16 protein-coding genes are annotated in these 16,589 nt (G+C 59.7%); 10 read left to right on the top strand and 6 right to left on the bottom strand.

From position 1 onward, the window contains the following. Positions 1 to 75: 75 nt before the first annotated feature. Positions 76 to 402, top strand: coding sequence for a DOPA 4,5-dioxygenase family protein (locus ACM6IV_RS12955; RefSeq protein ID WP_414870296.1), 327 nt, complete (start codon positions 76 to 78; stop codon positions 400 to 402). Here ACM6IV_RS12955 and ACM6IV_RS12950 read toward each other — a convergent pair whose 3' ends face one another. Further along, positions 403 to 804 (bottom strand): GFA family protein, encoded by a 402-nt coding sequence (locus ACM6IV_RS12950; RefSeq protein WP_414870295.1) that lies wholly within the window; start codon positions 802 to 804, stop codon positions 403 to 405. A gap of 321 nt (positions 805 to 1,125) precedes the next feature. On the opposite strand from ACM6IV_RS12950, the gene ACM6IV_RS12945 reads away from it, so the two are divergent. From ACM6IV_RS12945 to ACM6IV_RS12905, 9 genes are all read left to right on the top strand, one after another. Continuing rightward, on the top strand, positions 1,126 to 2,433 hold the full coding sequence (locus ACM6IV_RS12945; protein ID WP_414870294.1) for a CitMHS family transporter: 1,308 nt from the start codon (positions 1,126 to 1,128) through the stop codon (positions 2,431 to 2,433). 85 nt (positions 2,434 to 2,518) lie between these two features. Continuing rightward, positions 2,519 to 3,286 (top strand): TerC family protein, encoded by a 768-nt coding sequence (locus ACM6IV_RS12940; protein ID WP_258710775.1) that lies wholly within the window; start codon positions 2,519 to 2,521, stop codon positions 3,284 to 3,286. Between the two features lie 328 nt (positions 3,287 to 3,614). Continuing rightward, positions 3,615 to 5,273, top strand: coding sequence for a Na/Pi cotransporter family protein (locus ACM6IV_RS12935; protein ID WP_414870293.1), 1,659 nt, complete (start codon positions 3,615 to 3,617; stop codon positions 5,271 to 5,273). A 168-nt stretch (positions 5,274 to 5,441) separates the two neighbouring features. Beyond that, a complete protein-coding gene (locus ACM6IV_RS12930) occupies positions 5,442 to 6,836 on the top strand; it encodes a M16 family metallopeptidase (RefSeq protein WP_414870292.1) in 1,395 nt (464 codons plus the stop codon). A 191-nt stretch (positions 6,837 to 7,027) separates the two neighbouring features. Further along, on the top strand, positions 7,028 to 8,056 hold the full coding sequence (locus ACM6IV_RS12925; RefSeq protein WP_414870291.1) for a DUF5924 family protein: 1,029 nt from the start codon (positions 7,028 to 7,030) through the stop codon (positions 8,054 to 8,056). A 54-nt stretch (positions 8,057 to 8,110) separates the two neighbouring features. After that, a complete protein-coding gene (locus tag ACM6IV_RS12920; RefSeq protein ID WP_414870290.1) occupies positions 8,111 to 9,259 on the top strand; it encodes an MlaE family lipid ABC transporter permease subunit in 1,149 nt (382 codons plus the stop codon). After that, on the top strand, positions 9,256 to 10,059 hold the full coding sequence (locus tag ACM6IV_RS12915) for an ABC transporter ATP-binding protein (RefSeq protein WP_414870289.1): 804 nt from the start codon (positions 9,256 to 9,258) through the stop codon (positions 10,057 to 10,059). The genes ACM6IV_RS12920 and ACM6IV_RS12915 overlap by 4 nt, the downstream gene beginning before the upstream one ends. 1 nt (position 10,060) lies before the next feature. Continuing rightward, complete coding sequence (locus ACM6IV_RS12910) at positions 10,061 to 10,999, top strand: MlaD family protein (RefSeq protein WP_414870288.1); 939 nt, start codon at positions 10,061 to 10,063, stop codon at positions 10,997 to 10,999. Next, positions 10,996 to 11,619, top strand: a complete 624-nt coding sequence (locus ACM6IV_RS12905; RefSeq protein ID WP_414870287.1) for an ABC-type transport auxiliary lipoprotein family protein — start codon at positions 10,996 to 10,998, stop codon at positions 11,617 to 11,619. Before ACM6IV_RS12910 ends, ACM6IV_RS12905 begins: the two co-directional genes overlap by 4 nt. A gap of 118 nt (positions 11,620 to 11,737) precedes the next feature. Here ACM6IV_RS12905 and ACM6IV_RS12900 read toward each other — a convergent pair whose 3' ends face one another. From ACM6IV_RS12900 to ACM6IV_RS12880, 5 genes are all read right to left on the bottom strand, one after another. Beyond that, positions 11,738 to 12,967: a nucleoside recognition domain-containing protein gene (locus tag ACM6IV_RS12900; protein ID WP_007911793.1), complete on the bottom strand. Its 1,230-nt coding sequence runs from the start codon at positions 12,965 to 12,967 to the stop codon at positions 11,738 to 11,740. A 199-nt stretch (positions 12,968 to 13,166) separates the two neighbouring features. Then, a complete protein-coding gene (gene gltP, locus ACM6IV_RS12895) occupies positions 13,167 to 14,498 on the bottom strand; it encodes a glutamate/aspartate:proton symporter GltP (protein ID WP_414870286.1) in 1,332 nt (443 codons plus the stop codon). A 702-nt stretch (positions 14,499 to 15,200) separates the two neighbouring features. Then, entirely contained in the window at positions 15,201 to 15,665 is a 465-nt protein-coding gene (locus tag ACM6IV_RS12890; RefSeq protein ID WP_414870285.1) for an inhibitor of vertebrate lysozyme family protein, read from the bottom strand. 2 nt (positions 15,666 to 15,667) lie between these two features. Beyond that, positions 15,668 to 15,832 (bottom strand): DUF1328 domain-containing protein, encoded by a 165-nt coding sequence (locus ACM6IV_RS12885; protein ID WP_003177151.1) that lies wholly within the window; start codon positions 15,830 to 15,832, stop codon positions 15,668 to 15,670. Between the two features lie 72 nt (positions 15,833 to 15,904). Further along, entirely contained in the window at positions 15,905 to 16,189 is a 285-nt protein-coding gene (locus ACM6IV_RS12880) for a hypothetical protein (RefSeq protein ID WP_414870284.1), read from the bottom strand. Positions 16,190 to 16,589: the final 400 nt, after the last annotated feature.

Genomic DNA, 16,589 nt, shown 5'->3' with positions numbered 1-16,589 from the left:
TTTCCTTATAGTTGTCCTATATGGCCTGTGACGGTGGAAACTGCCAAGGGTTCGAACCGATTGCGAGATGACACGATGCAAGGAATCAAGGGCTATCACGCCCATATCTATTTCGATGCGCAAACCATCGACCAGGCGCGGACCTTGTGCGAGTGGGCCGCGCAATTGTTTGCGTTGAAGATGGGCCGCGTTCACGAGCGCCCGGTCGGGCCGCATCCGGACTGGAGTTGCCAATTGGCCTTCGGCCCTGAGCTGATCGGCGAGGTGCTGCCTTGGCTGGCGCTGAATCGAAAAGGTCTGGTGGTGTTTCTGCACCCGGACACTGGCGATGACTTGCTGGACCACACCGAACATGCGATCTGGATGGGCGCGATCCGGCCGCTGAATCTGTCGGTTTTCTGATCAGATCGTTTCTTCGGCTTCGCCCGGCAGATGCTCATCCAGATGCAGCCACGGCAGTTGGCTGTCGGTCCAGATGTGGCGTTCGGCGGGCGCCTGCTCGGGGTGATCGAGGGTGGCGATGGTCACGTCGATGCTCTGCGGGCTGAGCAGCGTCACCAACGCCAGTTGCGCGCCGCAGTCCGGGCAGAAGAACCGCGCGCAACTGGCCGACGACTCATAACGCGCCGGGGTGCCGGCCAGCCATTGAAAATTCGCTGCCGGCACGGTGATCCAGGTCGTGACGATACCGCCACTGACCTTGCGGCAAATCGAGCAATGGCAATGGGCGATGTCCTGCAACACCCCGCTGAACTGATAACGAATGTGTCCGCAGTGGCAGCCGCCGCTGTGCGATGGGCTCATCTTGAAGCTCCCCTTCCCGTGTTTATTGACTTTGGCTCGCATCCGACGACCGGTTGACCGTTCGTTCACCGCTTTGTGCAGCGAAAGGTAGCTGAAAGCTTCCCCGATTAGGATCGCCTCCACTTCCGGCAACAGACCGGTTGGCCAACCCGTGTGATACCCGCACGAACGGCCCAATTAACAACAACAATGGTGATTCTGATGTCCTCTGTAACCCGCCTCCTCGCTTCAACTCCGCCCGTACGCCTTGTGCTTCCCGTACTGCGCTGATCCCGTCCGATCCGCTCACTCAACTAGCCGCGCTACGCCTGGAGTATTCCCATGCTGACTTTCCTTGGCTTCGCCATGGTCATCACGTTCATGTTCCTGATCATGACCAAGCGCCTGTCCGCGCTGATCGCTCTGATCATCATCCCGATCCTGTTCGCCCTGTTCGGTGGTTTTGCGCCGAAGATCGGCCCGATGATGCTCGAAGGCATCACCAAGCTCGCGCCGACTGGCGTGATGCTGATGTTTGCCATTCTCTATTTCGCCCTGATGATCGACTCCGGCCTGTTCGACCCGGCCGTGCGCAAGATCCTCAAACTGGTCAAGGGCGACCCGCTGAAGGTCTCGATCGGCACCGCCGTGCTGGCGCTCGTCGTTTCCCTCGATGGTGACGGCGCGACCACTTACATGATCTGCGTGGCCGCGATGCTGCCGCTGTACAGCCGCATCGGCATGAGCCCGCGGATCATGGCCGGTCTGATCATCCTCGCCGGTGGCGTGATGAACATGACCCCGTGGGGTGGCCCGACGGCCCGTGCCGCGAGTGCGCTGCATGTCGATCCGTCGGACATTTTCGTGCCGATGATCCCGGCGATGGCCGCTGGTGTGGTCGCGATTCTGGTGATCGCTTATTTCTACGGTAAACGTGAACGTGCGCGTCTCGGCGAGCTGCACCTGATCGGCGACGAAATCGACCATAGCGAAATCAGCGTTTCGCAATTCCCCGATGCGCGCCGTCCGAAACTGATCTGGTTCAACGGTGCCCTGACCTTCGGCCTGATGTGCACCCTGATCGCCGGCCTGTTGCCGTTGCCGGTGCTGTTCATGGTGGCGTTCAGTATTGCCATGATCGTCAACTACCCTTGCCTGCAGATGCAGAAGGATCGCGTCGCGGCTCACGCCGGTAGCGTACTGGCAGTGGTCGGGCTGATCTTTGCGGCGGGTATCTTCACCGGTATCCTGAGCGGCACCGGCATGGTCGATGCGATGTCGAAGAGCCTGTTGGCAGTGATTCCGGATTTTCTCGGCCCGTACCTGGCCGTGATCACGGCGCTGGTGAGCATGCCGTTCACCTTCTTCATGTCCAACGATGCGTTTTACTATGGCGTGTTGCCGGTGCTGGCCGAAGCCGCCAGCCACTACGGGATCACCGCAGTGGAAATGGCCCGTGCCTCGATCGTCGGACAGCCCGTCCACTTGCTGAGCCCATTGGTGCCATCGACGTATCTGTTGGTAGCCCTGGCCGGTATTGATTTCGGTGACCACCAGCGTTTCACCCTGAAATGGGCGATCCTGGTTTGTATCTGCATCCTGATTGCTGCACTGCTGTTGGGGACTTTCCCGGTGTTCAGCACTCTATAAGCCCAAGACTCACCGTTTCGGGTCCTGGCTTCGCAGTTTGAAGCCCGGACCTTTTTCGGTTTAACACTCGCTCAAAGGAATACACATGGATTGGCTGACCAACCCCGAAATCTGGGTTGCCTTCTTCACCCTGACCGCCCTGGAAATCGTCCTCGGCATCGATAACATCATCATGATTTCGATCCTGGTCAGCCGCATGCCCAAACACATGCAGGCGCGCACGCGGATCTTCGGTCTTGGCCTGGCCATGATCACCCGGATCCTGTTGCTGCTGTCGATCACCTGGGTCATGCGCCTCACCGCCGACCTGTTCGAAGTGTTCGGCCAGGGCATTTCCGGCCGCGACCTGATCCTGTTTTTCGGTGGCCTGTTCCTGCTGTGGAAGAGCTCGCAAGAGATGTACCACGCGCTCGAAGGCGAAGACGAAAGCGACGACGCGCCGTCGGGCAAGGGTGGCAATTTCCTTTACACGATCATTCAGATCGCGATTATCGACATCGTCTTCTCGCTGGACTCGGTGATCACCGCTGTCGGCATGGTCTCCCACGTGCCGGTGATGGTCGCGGCGATCGTCGTGGCGGTGCTGGTGATGATGCTGGCGTCGGGCAAGATCAGCGAATTCATCGACAAGCACCCGTCGCTGAAAATGCTCGCGCTGTCGTTCCTGCTGGTGGTGGGTACCGTGCTGATTGCCGAATCGTTCGATGTGCATGTGCCGAAGGGCTACGTCTACTTCGCCATGGCGTTCTCGCTGGCGGTGGAAGCGATCAACATCAAACTGCGCGGCGCAATGGCTAAGAAGCGACAGCAGCAAGACCCGGTAAAACTGCGCAAGGACGTTCCGGGCCAGTAACCCGGTAATCCAGACGCACGCAATACCCCCTGTGGGAGCGGGCTTGCTCGCGAAAGCGTCGTGTCAGTCGACTGAAATGTTGGCTGGCCCACCGCATTCGGGAGCAAGCCCGCTCCCACATTTGTTTTGGGCAACACACGGGAAATGTGTTGGATTTGAGTGGGTGTGTGAACCCATTTTCATGACACTTTTGTTTCAATCCGCACTTTAGCTGTGCAATGCTGGCGCCCAGACCGTTAGCCAACTACAGCTTAAGTATCAAAAACGTAGAAACCGCGCGGTACCGTCAACTTGCCCCTCTGGGGCGCTGCTACTACAGGGGGTCTGCATGCTCACCCTGCTCAATCTGCTTTCCGCCGTCGCCCTGTTGATCTGGGGCACGCATATCGTCCGAACCGGCATCCTGCGGGTGTACGGCACCAACCTGCGCCATGTGATTGGCCAGAACATGTCCAGGCGCTGGCTGGCCTTCGTCGCCGGCATCGTCGTGACCGCGATGGTGCAGAGCAGCAATGCCACCGCCATGCTGGTGACGTCTTTCGTCGGCCAGGGGTTGATGGCGCTGACTCCGGCGCTGGCGACCATGCTCGGCGCCGACGTCGGTACCGCGCTGATGGCGCGGGTGCTGACGTTCGATCTGTCGTGGCTGTCGCCGCTGCTGATTTTCCTCGGGGTGATTTTTTTTCTGTCGCGCAAACAGACACGCCTCGGGCAGATGGGCCGGGTCAGCATCGGTTTGGGCCTGATCATTCTCGCGCTGCAACTGATCGTCGAGGCCGCTGCACCGATTACCCACGCTCAAGGCGTGAAGGTGATTTTTGCCTCGCTGACCGGCGACATCCTCCTCGACGCCTTGGTTGGCGCGTTGTTCGCGATGATTTCCTACTCCAGCCTCGCTGCCGTGCTGCTCACCGCGACGCTGGCCGGTGCTGCGGTGATCAGTTTGCCGGTAGCCATCGGCCTGGTGATCGGCGCCAATATTGGTAGCGGCATTCTCGCCTTCATGAGCACCAGCATGCAGAACGCCGCTGGTCGGCAAGTGGCGCTGGGCAGTCTGTTGTACAAACTCATTGGCCTGCTGCTGATCATCCCTGTGCTCGATCCGCTGGTGCACTGGATCGACAGCCTCGATTTCAGCCCGCAGGAAATGGTCATCGGCTTTCACTTGCTCTACAACACCGCGCGCTGCCTGATTCTGCTGCCGTCGGTAGGGCCGATGGCGCGCCTTTGCGCATGGCTGCTGCCAGAGCGGCCGGAGGTCAACGGCACCGCCAAACCGCGCCACCTCGACGCGACCGCACTGGTCACGCCAAGCCTGGCGCTGGCCAACGCCGCGCGGGAAACCCTGCGCATGGGCGATCTGCTCGACAACATGCTCGACGCCACCCTCGATGTGCTGCGCGGCAAGCAGACCGCCATCACTCAGGAAATTCGTCGGCTGAGCGATGATGTCGAATCCTTGTACAGTGCAATCAAACTGTATCTTGCGCAGATGCCCCGCGAAGACCTCGGCGAGCAGGACAGTCGGCGCTGGGCCGAGATCATCGAACTGGCGATCAACCTGAAACTGGCCGCGGACCTGATCGAGCGCATGCTGCGCAAGATCCAGCAGCAGAAGACCTCGCAGCGCCGTTCGTTTTCCGAAGAAGGCCTGGAGGATCTCGCCGGATTGCAGCAGCAATTGATCGCTAATCTGCGTTTGGGCCTTTCGGTATTCCTTAGCGGCGACCGGGAAAGTGCCCGGCAATTGCTGCGTGAGAAACGCCGCTTTCGCGCGCAGGAACGTCGTCTGGCCCATGCGCATGTTAGCCGGTTGCAACGCAAGATCGTGCAGAGCATCGAGACCAGTTCGCTGCATCTGGAGTTGATTGCCGACATGAAGCGGCTCAACTCGCTGTTTTGCGGCAGTGCGTATGTGGTGCTGGAAACGGCGGATACCGGGGCGCTGGCGGCGGATGATATTGCCGACATTACGCATTCGCCTTGAACGACTGGGGCTGGGTTTAGTCAGTTACATTGATTCAGCCTTCAGGCCGCCATCGCGAGCAGGCTCACTCCTACAGAGGGACGCATTCCAAATGTAGGAGTGAGCCTGCTCGCGATGGGGCCCTGACTGACGACACGGATCTCCAAATCAGCCGTACGGAAGCCTGTTATGCGTTGCCTGTTGTTCGCCTGTCTGTTGCTTGGTTCCCTGCCTGCCTTCGCCCTGGATCGTTTTCAGGTCGAAGGCTATGCGTTGCCCAACGGTTTGCAGTTGCTGCTCAAACCCGGCACCGAGCGCGGGCATGTGGCGATCCGCTTGGTAGTAGGCGTTGGCCTCGATGATTTTGACTGCGATGACAAGGAGCTGCCGCACCTGCTTGAGCACTTGCTGTTCAGCGGCATCGACGCCACCGGCGAAGGTGGGCTGGAAGAGCGTATGCAGGCGCTGGGCGGTGACTGGAATGCGTTCACCAGCAATGCCGACACCACGTTCGTCATTGAAGCTCCGGCGAAAAATCAGCGCAAGGTGCTCGACCTGCTGCTCGCGCTGCTGACCCAGACACGCATTGACGACAACGCAATCAACGCGGCGAAACGGGTAGTCGAGCGTGAGGACGGCGGGCATTACACCAAACTCCAGCGTTTCCTCGACCGTCAGGACCTCGGCCACACTGCGAGCAATCAGCTGGCTGTCGAGTTGGGTCTGAAATGCCCGCAACGCGCCGAAGTCGGTCACCTGACTCAGGAACAGCTGGAGAAGGTGCGCAAGGCCTGGTACGCGCCGAACAACATGACCCTGATCGTCGTCGGCGAACTCGACAAACTGCTGCCGGCTTATCTGGAACGCACTTGGGGTGCGCTCGAAGCGGTGGAACCAAGCGAACACCGGGCGCTGCCGGACATCAGCACCCGCGCCGCCCATGAGCGCACGCTCACCCGTGGCTTTGTTGGTGACAGCGCCAAACTGCACTGGCTGGTGCCGGAACCGGTGATTGACGATCAGTACGACCAGACGTTCGATATCCTCAAGGATTACCTCGACTGGGCGCTGTACCGGCAGATTCGCCTCAACCACGGTTTGTCCTACGGGCCGTGGGCCGAGCGTGAAGTGTTTGGCGGTGTGGGTTTCATGAGCCTGAACGCCGACCTGGATCGCGATGACGTTGACGAAGCCATTCAGGTGCTGGAAGACCTCAAGGCCGACCTGCTGAAAAACGGCCTGGATCCGGATACTTTCGCGCGGATCAAACAGGCCTCGATCGCCCATCAGGCGTGGGCGGTGCAGGGTAATAGCGCGATGGCGGATTACTACTGGAGTGCACTGAGTGACTACCAGGACGGTCGCTTCGCCAACCCGGCGCGGGAGCTGCAAGGCGTGACGTTGGCAGCGGCGAACAAGGCTATGCGCGAGTTGTTGCTGCAACCGGGGTATTTGCGGATCGAGAAGCCGTTGATCAGTGATGACCAGGTGTTGTGGCTGAGCGCCGGTGGCATCGGTTTGTTGCTGCTCATCCTGATCGCTTGGCGCCTGCACCGCCGGCGAAAATCTGCGGCTAACCCATAACCCATGTGGGAGCGGGCCTGCTCGCGAAAACGGTGGGTCATACAACAATTCAGTGACTGACACACCGCATTCGCGAGCAAGCCCGCTCCCACAGGGTAGTGCGGTGAATTTACTGACCGGCAGCCTCGCCACAGCGCCCGGTGGGCGCTACTCTGTCGAAGATTTCCCCTCTCAAGTCGTGAACCGCCAAAATGTCGAAATTACAACGCCTGATCCAGCGCATCCTCGAACTGATGAAGCGCTACCCCGGGGTCATTGCGTTGGGCGGGTTCATCTCCGGGGTCGGCAGTTTCATCATGGTCGACCGTCAGCAGGGCCTGGCGAGCTGGATCACCGTGATCATGCTGCTCAGCTGGATCTGGCTGATGCTGGAAAACACCCTCACCGGCCTCTTCACCCGCATTTTCAAACGCGAGATTCCCCAGCCGCTGCTGCGCTATGCGACGCAGATGATCCATCAGGAAAGCCTGTTTTTCGTCCTGCCGTTTTTCTTCATCACCACGACCTGGAACAGTGGCCAGCTGGTTTTCACCGGCCTGCTCAGCGTTGCCGCACTGATCTCCATCGTCGATCCGCTCTATTACAAATGGCTGGCGCCACGGCGCTGGGCGTTTCTCGCGCTGCACACCCTGACCCTGTTCGCCGCCCTGCTCACCGCGTTGCCGGTAATCATGCATCTGACCACCGCGCAGAGCTTCAAGTGGGCGCTGGGCATTGCCGTGCTGTTGTCGTTTCCGAGTCTGGCGTCGATCTTCCCGATCCGCACTGTGCGTAACGCGTTGGCAATTCTGTGCATCACGGTCGGCATCGGGGGCGTCGGTTGGGTGCTGCGCTCGTGGGTACCGCCGGCAACGCTGTGGATGACCGATGTGGCGATCAGCACGCAAATGCAGGACCGCACTCCCGGCGTCAGCCTCGACACGGTCAGCGCCGAGCAGATCCGGGGCGATGGCCTCTACGCCTACACCGCGATCAACGCGCCACGCGGGCTGGATGAGCGGATCTATCACGTCTGGCAATTCAACGGCAAAGAGGTCGACCGCATCGCCCTCGACATCCACGGCGGGCGCAAGGAAGGTTACCGGGCGTGGACGCACAAGCAGAACTTCCCCGGCAACCCGGCAGGCAAATGGCAGGTGCGGGTGTTGACCGAGGATGGCCAGGTGATCGGCGTGCTGCGCTTCGAAGTCACAGACAGCACAGCGACCAAAGAAAAGTAATCCGGTTCGTGCTATTACGTTAGTTCGCATAAAGGCCGAACAAGCACGGAGCTTATGACCAGCAGCTCAATCAGCGGTAATGCCCGACTGGACACGTCGATAACCCCTGCCCGTCTGCGGGTCTCCGGGGACTGGACGCTTGCCCATTACGCCGAACTCAAGCACCTGAGCGAAAAACTCCGCGGCCAGTACGACGCGAACACGCCGATCGATCTGAACAGCCTTGGCGCCCTCGACACCGCCGGCGCGTCATTGCTGGTGGAGCTGCTCGGCTCCGAGCGTCTGGGCAGATCCGCCGAACACCCCGATTGCACCCTTTCCGCTGCCGACCGCGCATTGCTGCAAACCGTCTACCACTCGCTGACTGATTTCTGTGTGCCGATCAAGGAACCGCAAATCAGCGTCAGCGTGCAGTTGCTGACGCGCATCGGCCGCGCCGTCGACAAGGTCTGGCAAGACACCCTGCAGTTGCTCGGCTTCGTCGGCCTGATCATGGAAACCATCGCCCGCAACCTGTTTCGGCCCAAGCGCTGGCGTATCACGCCGATGATCGCGCACATCGAGCAGACCGGCCTCGACGCCGCGCCGATCGTGGCACTGTTGACCTTTCTGGTCGGCGCAGTGGTGGCATTTCTCGGCGCCACGGTACTGGCCAGTTTTGGCGCGACGATTTTCACCGTGGATCTGGTGGGCTTCTCGTTCCTGCGCGAATTCGGCGTGCTGCTCACCGCGATCCTCATGGCCGGGCGCACCGCCAGTGCCTTCACCGCGCAGATCGGCTCGATGAAGGCCAACGAGGAAATTGACGCGATCCGCACCCTCGGTCTCGACCCGATGGAGCTGCTGGTGGTGCCGCGGGTGTTGGCGATGCTGGTGGCGCTGCCGATGCTGACCTTTCTCGCCATGCTCTGCGGGATTGTCGGCGGCGGCGTGGTCTGCGCGGTGTCGCTGGATATTTCGCCGGCGATGTTCTTGTCGTTGCTGCAATCGGACATCGGCATTCAGCATTTTCTCGTCGGGTTGGTGAAAGCGCCGATCTTCGCCTTCCTGATTGCCGCGATTGGTTGCCTGGAAGGTTTCAAGGTCAGCGGCAGCGCCGAGTCGGTCGGCGCCCACACCACGTCCGCCGTGGTGCAATCGATTTTCGTGGTGATCGTGCTCGACGCGGTGGCTGCGCTGTTCTTCATGGAGATGGGCTGGTGAGTCGTTTACCCCGCGCGCCCTCGGAGGCGGTGATCGAAGTCCGTGGCCTGTGCAATCGCTTCGGCAGCCAGAGCGTGCACGAGAACCTCGATCTGGACGTGTACAAAGGCGAGATCCTTGCCGTGGTCGGCGGCTCCGGCACCGGCAAATCGGTTTTGTTGCGCAGCATCGTCGGGCTGAACCGACCCAGCGAAGGCCTAGTTAAAGTCTTCGGGAAAAATCTGCCGAGCCTGTCCGAGCACGAACGCTCGCTGATCGAACGGCGCTTCGGCGTGCTGTTTCAGAAAGGTGCGTTGTTCTCGTCGCTGACCGTCACCGAAAACGTCGCCCTGCCCCTGATCGAACACGCCGGTCTCAGTCGCCACGACGCCGAGCACCTGGCCGCCGTGAAACTGGCGCTGGCCGGATTGCCGCTGTCGGCGGCGGACAAATACCCGGCGTCGCTGTCCGGCGGCATGATCAAACGCGCGGCGCTGGCCCGGGCGCTGGCGCTGGATCCGGACATTCTGTTTCTCGACGAACCCACCGCCGGCCTTGATCCGATTGGTGCGGCGCAATTCGATCAATTGATCCTGACCCTGCGCGATGCGCTCGGCCTGAGTGTGTTTCTGGTGACCCACGACCTCGACACGCTCTACACCATTACCGACCGCGTGGCGGTGCTGGCGCAGAAGAAAGTGCTGGTCGCCGGTCCCATCGATGTCGTCTCGGAAACCAACGACGCGTGGATTCACGAATACTTCCACGGCCCGCGCGGCCGCTCGGCGCTGGACGCCGCCAAATTGCTCAACGAGGTCTGACATGGAAACCCGAGCGCATCATGTGTTGATCGGCCTATTCACCGTGATTGTGGTGGCAGGCGCCCTGCTCTTCGGCCTGTGGCTGGCCAAGTCCAGCGTCGACACCGAGTTCAAGGATTACGAGATTGTTTTCAGCGAGGCGGTCAGTGGATTGTCCAAAGGTAGCCCGGTGCAATACAGCGGGATTAAGGTCGGCGATGTGATCAATCTGCGCCTCGATCCGAAAGACCCACGGCGGGTGCTGGCGCGGATTCGTCTGGCCGGTGACACGCCGGTCAAGGAAGACACCCAGGCCAAACTGGCGCTGGCCGGGATCACGGGGACGTCGATCATCCAGCTCAGCGGCGGCACGCCGGAGAGCCCGAAGCTGCGCGGCCATGACGGCAACCTGCCGACCATCGTCGCCTCGCCCTCGCCTATCTCGCGCTTGCTCAATGACTCCAACGATTTGATGACCGGGATCACCGCGCTGCTGCAGAACGCCAACCAGATGTTTTCCGCCGAGAACGTCGAACGCGTCAGCAAGACCCTCGCCCATCTGGAACAGACCACTGGCACCATCAACGATCAGCGCGGCGACATCAAACAAGCCATGCAGCAACTGGCGACTGTCGGTAAACAAGCTGGCAGCATGCTCGAACAGACCTCGTTGCTGATGCGCAACGCCAACGGCCTGATCAACGATCAGGGCAAACAGGCATTGGGCAGCGCTGAGCAAGCGATGAAGTCGCTGGAGCAGAGCACGACCACCATCAGCACCTTGCTCAGCAAAAACGAAAACTCCCTCGACAATGGCATGCAGGGCCTCAATGGCCTGGCCCCGGCAATCCGCGAACTGCGCGAGACGCTGACCTCGCTGCGCGCCATCTCGCAACGCCTTGAGGCCAATCCCAGCGGCTACCTGCTGGGCCGTGACAAGAACAAGGAATTCACGCCATGACGCTGACTCGACTTGCCCTCCTCGCCGGCTTCACGCTGATCAGCGCCTGTTCGATTCTGCCCGAGTCCGAGCCGTCGGATGTCTATCGCCTGCCGACCGCCCAGACGCCGGCCTCGGCTAGTACAGCGGCGAAGCAGCAGTGGTCGCTGCGGTTGAACAAATTGCAGGCCAGCGAAGCGTTGAACCGGCCGACGATTGCGGTGATTCCGCAAGGCGATGTGATCAGCAGCTATAAGGGCTCGCGCTGGAGCGATCCGGCGCCGGTGCTGGTGCGTAACCGTTTGCTCGACGGCTTTGCGCGGGACGGTCGGGTGACCCTGCTCAGCACCGATGACAGCAATTTTGCTGCGGATCTGGAGTTGGGCGGCAGTTTGCAGGCGTTTCAGACTGAGTATCAGGGCTCGCAGGCCGGCGTCGTGGTGCGGGTTGATGCCTTGCTGGTGCGCGGTTACGACCAGCGGATTCTGGCCAGTCGCCGCTTTGAAGAGCGCCAGCCTTTGAACGATGTGCAAGTGCCGTCGGTGGTGGCCGGGTTTGGCCAGGCCAGTGATCGCCTGACCGCCAAAGTCGTCGCCTGGGCCGTCGACCAGGGTCAAAGACTCGCCCCCCAAAAGCCCTGATTCACCACAGTCCATGTAGGAGTGAGCCTGCTCGCGATAGCGGTCTATCAGCCACCATCATCGGTGACTGTCACCCAGCTATCGCGAGCAGGCTCACTCCTACAGTTTGGCTATTTGTTCAGCCGAAGAACCAGTAGCAGACGAAGATAGCCCCGACCACGCCAGCAAACTCCGCCAGCAACGCACACCCCACCGCGTGCCGCGCGCGCTGAATCCCTACCGCGCCGAAATACACCGCCAGCACATAGAACGTGGTCTCGGTGCTGCCCTGAATCGTTGCCGCAACCAGCGCCGGGAAGCTGTCGACGCCCGAGGTCTTCATGGTCTCGATCAGCATGGCCCGCGCCGCGCTGCCGGAGAAGGGTTTGACCATCGCCGTCGGCAGCGCATCGACAAACCGCGTGTCCCAACCGGCCCACTCGACCAGATGCCGAATGCCGTCCAGACCAAAATCCAGCGCCCCCGAGGCACGCAGGACACCGACCGCACAGAGCATCGCCACCAGATACGGCAGCAGATTCTTCGCGACATCGAAGCCTTCTTTGGCGCCTTCAACGAACGCCTCGTAGACTTTCACCTTCTTTAGCGCGCCGATCAGCAAAAACAGCATGATCAACCCGAACAGCGTGAGATTGCCGAGGATCGACGACAATCCCGCCAATGCTGTTGCCGAAAGGGTGCCCAGCAGCGCCATGAAGCCACCGAGAATCAGTGCACCCGGAATCAGATAGGCCAACACCACCGGATCCCAGATCCGCAGGCGCTGCATGAACGCCACCGAGAGGAAGCCGACAATCGTCGAGCAACTGGTCGCCAGCAGGATCGGCAGAAACACCAGCGTCGGATCGGGCGCGCCTTGCTGGGCGCGATACATGAAGATCGTCACCGGCAGCAGGGTCAGGGAGGAGGCGTTGAGCACCAGGAACAGGATTTGCGCGTTACTGGCGATGGTGGCGCTGGGATTGAGCTCTTGCAGCGCCTTCATGGCTTTCAGGCCGATGGGCGTCGCGGCGTTGTCCAGACCCAGGCCGTTGGCGGCGAAATTCAAAGTGATCAGGCCGAGGGCAGGGTGACCGGCCGGGACTTCCGGCATCAGCCGCAGGAACAGCGGACCGAGCACTTTGGCCAGCCACTCGACAATCCCGGCCTTCTCGGCAATACGCAGAAATCCGAGCCAGAGGGTGAGGGTGCCGAACAGCAGCACCATGACTTCGACCGAGAGCTTGGCCATGGCGAAAATGCTTTCCACCATCGCCGCAAAGATCCCGGCGTTGCCGCCGATCAGCCACTGCGCCAGCGCCGACACGGCTGCCACGATGAAGAAGCCAAGCCACAGGCCATTAAGCATCAGTCAAATCCCCCGAAGAATGCCGCGAATGATAGCGGGGTCGCCAGAAACGACAAACCCCGGATTTCTCCGGGGTTTGTATGGCTGACTCGGTCCACTGTAGGAGTGAGCCTGCTCGCGATGAGGGCGGCACATTCAACATCTCTGTTGTTTGATACACCGCCATCGCGAGCAGGCTCACTCCTACAGGGTTTTTGTGTCAGTTCTTGGAGATTTCGCCCGCTGGCAGTTTTTCCTTGCTGCGCCAGTGCGGCAGGGAGTTCCAGTAGCGCTGGCCCTTGGCGTCGTCGTACATGCCTTCCCAACGCGAGATCACCAGTACGGCCAAGGCGTTACCGATCACGTTCAGTGCGGTACGGGCCATGTCCATGATGCGGTCGACACCGGCGATGAACGCCAGACCTTCCAGCGGAATACCGACGCTGCCCAGAGTCGCCAACAGCACCACGAAGGACACGCCCGGTACGCCGGCGATGCCTTTGGAGGTGACCATCAGGGTCAGGACCAACAGCAGTTGCTGGCTGATCGACAGGTCGATGCCGTACAACTGAGCGATAAAGATCGCCGCGATGGACTGGTACAGGGTCGAACCGTCGAGGTTGAACGAGTAACCGGTCGGCACCACGAAGCTGCAGATGGCTTTCGGTGCGCCGTAGGCTTCCATCTTCTCGATCACGCGTGGCAGCACGGTTTCCGAAGAGGCGGTGGAGTAAGCCAGCACCAGCTCATCCTTGAAGATGCGCATCAGCTTGAGCACCGAGAAGCCGAACAGCCTGGCGATCAGGCCCAGCACGACGAAGGCGAAGAAGGCGATGGCGACGTAAACCAGGATCACCAGTTTCGCCAGCGGCAGCAGCGAAGCGAAACCGAAGTTGGCGACGGTCACCGCGATCAGGGCGAATACGCCGATCGGCGCATAGTTCATGATCATGTGGGTGACTTTGAACATGCTTTCCGAGACGCCCTGGAACATCTTCACCAGCGGCTCGCGCAGGTCCGACTGCAGGCTCGACAGACCGAGACCGAACAGCACGGAGAAGAAGATGATCGGCAGCATTTCGCCGCGTGCCATGGCCGCGAAGATGTTCGACGGGATCAGGTTGAGGATGGTCTCGATGAACGCGTGTTCATGCTGTACTTCGGCGGCGGTTGCCTGGTACTTCGAGATGTCGACCGTACCGAGGGTGCTCATGTCGATGCCGGTGCCGGGGTGGAACACGTTGGCTAGCACGAGGCCGACGACGATGGCGATAGTGGTGACGATTTCGAAATAGATGATCGTCTTCAGGCCGATACGTCCGAGCTTCTTGGCGTCGCCCACACCGGCAATGCCGACAATCAGGGAAGAGATGACGATCGGGATCACGATCATCTTGATCAGACGGATAAAGATATCGCCTGCCGGTTGCAGGATGTTGCTGATCCACCAAGCCTTCTCGGCACTGAAGTGGTTGAGCAACGCACCCATTGCAATCCCTAGAACCAGACCGATGAGGATCTGCCAGGCGAGGCTGAGTTTTGCCTTCTTCATTATCTTTACCCTTACTTGCGTTTGACTCAGGCACATGCAGGAACTGGAACGCTCTTTAGCGGAAAAGTCTGTGCATCTGCCTCCGTATAAGGTGCCCCGAAGCACGTATTTGCGGCTCTTCGGCAGGCGAAAAAAGGCGCAACTATTCCGATGCAAGGTGGCGCCGTCTAATGCCGTAAACGCCTACCCTATGCCGAATCGGCATGAGCTTTTTTTAGTGAAACTGGCGTCCCAACCGGTTCGATTGTGACATTTCGGCCGGCATAAGTGCCGTGAACCGGCCATCACAGAGCAGGTTGATTGTTTTTTGAACGAGAAAAATCGACAAAAATTTTAGGAAAATGCCTACGAAGCAAGACTAGAAGTCCCACTGTTTAAACGGTTTTTTTGTCGATATACGGTCGCCAGGAAACACCGCGTAATGTTTTCGCGTGCAGTGTCAGCGATAAAAAGGATGAGCTGGGCGCTCTGGATCAATATTTTGCGTGCTTGAAAGCTCAGCGCAAGTCCGTCGAACCACTGTGGGTCGGCGAACCTGCGGCGCAGCTTTTACCCTGACCCGGCCCTTGCGCAGGCACTCCCTGTACCCGTAGGTCACTCCGACCCTGTAACAGTCAGAACGTCCCGGCCCCTTGGTCATGCGCCTGCCTTCCTCAGGTGGGCGCAATGGAAGGCAGCAGGGCTGCTGCCTTCATGTTCGAATCAGTACCACTTGGGATCTTTCTTCAGGGTTTCCATCAGCAGATCCTGCATACCCTGGTCGGGTTTACCGAAGAAGCGATAGGTCGCGTGTCGCGTCGGCGACTTGTCTTGCGGCAGGCCTTCCGGAACGTCGACCAGCATGGCGTAGGCATCATCCTTGTCGAAACTGAACGCCACGATGAGGCGGTGGTTCAGGCACTTGTCCTGATTCTCGCAGAGCGGGCCGACCAGATACTTGTCACCATCTTCGGTGACCGCGGTCATCTGTTGTTCGGAGGTGCCGGACAGGTTGATGACCCATTCCGGTACACGCTCTTCTTTTTTGATCACGCCTTCCCAGGTTTCACGGTACTGCTCGTCAGAGGCGAGCAGTTCGTTGACCCGCGTCTGGCCGTCATTGGCCGCCATCGCCATGGCACTACCGCCCAGAAGCAGGGCGGCTGCCAGTGTCTTCAAGACAGTCATCGTTAACCTCGGCCGCGACGGCCAAAGAAGAAGGAAGCGATGAACATCACCAGGAACACGACAAAGAGAATCTTGGCGATACCCGTGGCGGTGCCCGCGATACCACCAAAGCCCAGTACTGCAGCGATGATGGCAATGATCAAGAATGTAATTGCCCAGCTCAACATGGTGATTCTCCTTACTTCTCTATTTAGGGGGGTTACGTGTTCCGGCGCTGCGCGCCCGAATTCATGTGCTCTTTAGAAAACCCAACGCTCTTCACGTGGCAATTGATCCAGCGGCTGCGCCTGATCGACATCCATCATGCGCATCGAGGCGCTTTCGGCCTGGCTGCTGCTGACGGCGCTGAAGTGCGTTTGCGTGCTGTGCTGGATCGAGATCAGTGGCTCAACCTGCTGGCTGTTTTCCCAGCGCAGGTATTGCTGGCAAGCAATCAGGGTGATCAACAGCGCCAATACGCCAAACAGACCTTGCTGGATATGCAGTGGCGAGATATGCACTTGGGCGGCACGTTGGCGAGTCATCCTGGGTTCCTCACTCTTATTCGGTTAGGGCAGTTCAATTTTTGCCCGGGCTGAGTAAGGTATTGCAGCCTGCATGCCAGTTTTTTAATTGAAAAATAACTAATAAAATCAGCATGTTAGAGGCGTGACGAAAAAAGTATGCGACGCATCCTGCACGATGGGTCGCCTGGGATCGTGCGCAATGCACGATTTTTTCGTAGGAGATTTCATTCTTATGGAATTGAGAGTACGGCGCGGATGTCAGAAAAGTACGCAGGGAATGCCCTGCAAATCGGTGATTGTTTAAAAAATCAACAAAATCAACGTATTGGCTGTAAAGGCAGGAGAGAGCTACCCTCCTATGGCTGGCATCGTTCAGAATCAACCATGCAACTTGCCCGATTTTTCCGGGACTAACCCA

Source organism: Pseudomonas sp. IT-347P (assembly GCF_949768005.1).
Taxonomy (GTDB): domain Bacteria; phylum Pseudomonadota; class Gammaproteobacteria; order Pseudomonadales; family Pseudomonadaceae; genus Aquipseudomonas.
This window is presented reverse-complemented; position numbering and strand designations above follow the sequence as displayed.

Coding starts and splice junctions, on each gene's coding strand:
- ACM6IV_RS12935 (WP_414870293.1), top strand. CDS start 3,615: ATGCTCACCCTGCTCAATCTGCTTTCCGCCGTCGCCCTGTTGATCTGG.
- ACM6IV_RS12930 (WP_414870292.1), top strand. CDS start 5,442: ATGCGTTGCCTGTTGTTCGCCTGTCTGTTGCTTGGTTCCCTGCCTGCC.
- ACM6IV_RS12910 (WP_414870288.1), top strand. CDS start 10,061: ATGGAAACCCGAGCGCATCATGTGTTGATCGGCCTATTCACCGTGATT.
- ACM6IV_RS12955 (WP_414870296.1), top strand. CDS start 76: ATGCAAGGAATCAAGGGCTATCACGCCCATATCTATTTCGATGCGCAA.
- ACM6IV_RS12905 (WP_414870287.1), top strand. CDS start 10,996: ATGACGCTGACTCGACTTGCCCTCCTCGCCGGCTTCACGCTGATCAGC.
- ACM6IV_RS12900 (WP_007911793.1), bottom strand. CDS start 12,967: ATGCTTAATGGCCTGTGGCTTGGCTTCTTCATCGTGGCAGCCGTGTCG.
- ACM6IV_RS12950 (WP_414870295.1), bottom strand. CDS start 804: ATGAGCCCATCGCACAGCGGCGGCTGCCACTGCGGACACATTCGTTAT.
- ACM6IV_RS12920 (WP_414870290.1), top strand. CDS start 8,111: ATGACCAGCAGCTCAATCAGCGGTAATGCCCGACTGGACACGTCGATA.
- ACM6IV_RS12925 (WP_414870291.1), top strand. CDS start 7,028: ATGTCGAAATTACAACGCCTGATCCAGCGCATCCTCGAACTGATGAAG.
- ACM6IV_RS12885 (WP_003177151.1), bottom strand. CDS start 15,832: ATGTTGAGCTGGGCAATTACATTCTTGATCATTGCCATCATCGCTGCA.
- gltP (WP_414870286.1), bottom strand. CDS start 14,498: ATGAAGAAGGCAAAACTCAGCCTCGCCTGGCAGATCCTCATCGGTCTG.
- ACM6IV_RS12880 (WP_414870284.1), bottom strand. CDS start 16,189: ATGACTCGCCAACGTGCCGCCCAAGTGCATATCTCGCCACTGCATATC.
- ACM6IV_RS12940 (WP_258710775.1), top strand. CDS start 2,519: ATGGATTGGCTGACCAACCCCGAAATCTGGGTTGCCTTCTTCACCCTG.
- ACM6IV_RS12945 (WP_414870294.1), top strand. CDS start 1,126: ATGCTGACTTTCCTTGGCTTCGCCATGGTCATCACGTTCATGTTCCTG.
- ACM6IV_RS12890 (WP_414870285.1), bottom strand. CDS start 15,665: ATGACTGTCTTGAAGACACTGGCAGCCGCCCTGCTTCTGGGCGGTAGT.